We start from the raw sequence: 1,835 nt of genomic DNA on the forward strand, positions 1-1,835 counted from the left end.
TCCGCCCGACGCCCGGTTTCGCGCCGCGTGGCAGCATTGGACGCGATGAATATGCGTCGTGAGCTGCCCGAGTCGCCCTACCTGGCCGCCGCGGCCGGTCGCAAGCCGAACCGTGTGCCCGTGTGGTTCATGCGGCAGGCCGGCCGGTCTCTGCCGGAGTACCGCGAACTGCGGGCGAAGAACACCATGATGCAGGCCTGCTTCGACGCCGAGCTGATCACCGAGATCACCCTGCAGCCGGTCCGAAGGCACGGTGTCGACGCCGCAATCCTGTTCTCGGACATCGTTGTTCCGCTCCGCGCCTCGGGCATCGCGTTGGACATCGTGCCCGATGTCGGCCCGGTGATCGAGCACCCGATCCGCACCGCCGCCGACGTGGCGGCCCTGAGACCGCTCGAGCGCCAACAGGTCGCGCCGGTGGCCGACGCGATCGCGATGCTGACGCGCGCGCTCGGTGAGGTGCCGCTGATCGGGTTCACCGGTGCGCCGTTCACCCTGGCCTCCTATCTGGTCGAGGGCGGGCCGAGCAAACACCATGAGCGCACCAAGGCGATGATGCTCGGTGAGCCCGAGACCTGGCACGCCCTGATGACCGCGCTCACCGACGTCACCATCGGTTTCCTGCAGGCGCAGGTGGACGCCGGCGTGGACGCGATCCAGGTGTTCGACTCCTGGGCGGGCACGCTGTCGCTCGCCGACTACCGCGGCTATGTGCTCCCGCACACGGCACGGGTGTTCGCCGCCCTCGCGCCTGCGGGCGTGCCGATGACGCACTTCGGGGTGGGCACCGCCGAACTCCTCGGCGCGATGAGCGAGGCGGTGGCCGGACGGGGAGCGCCCGGTGTGGTCGGGGTGGACTGGCGCACCTCGCTGACCGACGCCGCCGCCCGCGTCGACCCGGGCATCGCGCTGCAGGGCAACCTCGATCCGGTCGTGCTGCTCGCAGGCTGGCCGGTGGTCGAGCGGGCGGTGCGCGCGGTGGTCGAGGACGGCAGGCGTGCGGTGGACGCCGGCGCCGCGGGCCACGTGTTCAACCTCGGCCACGGCGTGCTGCCCGCGACCGATCCGGGCATCATCACCCAGGCCGTCGAGCTGGTGCACGCGTTGTGACGGCCCGCTACTGCGTTGTCGGAGGCGGCATCTCGGGTCTCGTCGCCGCCTACCGGTTGCGGGTGGCGAGCGGTCCCGACGCCGACATCACGGTGTTCGACCCCGCCGACCGGCTCGGCGGGGTGCTGCGCACCGAGCGTGTCGGCGGGCAGCCACTCGACGTCGGGGCGGAGGCGTTCATCGCCCGCAGGCCCGAGGTGCCTGCCCTGCTCGCCGAACTGGGCCTGTCGGCCAGGCAGATCGGCACCACGGGGGTCCGGCCGCTGATCTACAGCCGGGGCCGCCTGCATCCGATGCCGCAGGGCACGCTGCAGGGCATCCCGGCGCAGGCCTCGGCGCTGGCCGGCCTGGTGGACGACGCCACCCTGGCCCGGGTCGCCGAAGAGGGCGCCCGCCCGCTGGCGTGGGACCGCAGCGCCGATCCCGCGGTCGGTGAACTGGTGGGCGACCGGTTCGGCGAGCAGGTGGTCACCCGTTCGGTCGACCCCTTGCTGGCGGGGGTGTACGCCGGATCTGCCGCCACCATCGGCCTTCGCTCGGCGGTGCCCACGCTGGCGTCCGCGCTCGATCGCGGGGCGCCGTCGCTGACCGATGCGGTGCGCCAGGCACTGGCCGGCGCGGGGCCGGTGACGGGGTCGGTGTTCGGCGCCGTCGAGGGTGGTTACGCGGTGCTGCTCGACCACCTGACGCGGCAGGCGGACGTGCGCTGGGCGCGGGTCGCCGTC

2 protein-coding genes are annotated in these 1,835 nt (G+C 73.1%); both read left to right on the top strand.

Features of this window, described 5'->3' with window-relative positions:
* Positions 1 to 45: 45 nt before the first annotated feature.
* Complete coding sequence (gene hemE / locus Q2100_RS30480; protein ID WP_302917019.1) at positions 46 to 1,110, top strand: uroporphyrinogen decarboxylase; 1,065 nt, start codon at positions 46 to 48, stop codon at positions 1,108 to 1,110.
* The coding region (locus Q2100_RS30485) for an FAD-dependent oxidoreductase (protein ID WP_302917020.1) at positions 1,107 to 1,835 on the top strand (729 nt) is incomplete at its 3' end. The genes hemE and Q2100_RS30485, both read left to right, overlap by 4 nt.

The sequence above is a fragment of the Mycolicibacterium arseniciresistens genome (assembly GCF_030519285.1).
Lineage (GTDB): Bacteria > Actinomycetota > Actinomycetes > Mycobacteriales > Mycobacteriaceae > Mycobacterium > Mycobacterium arseniciresistens.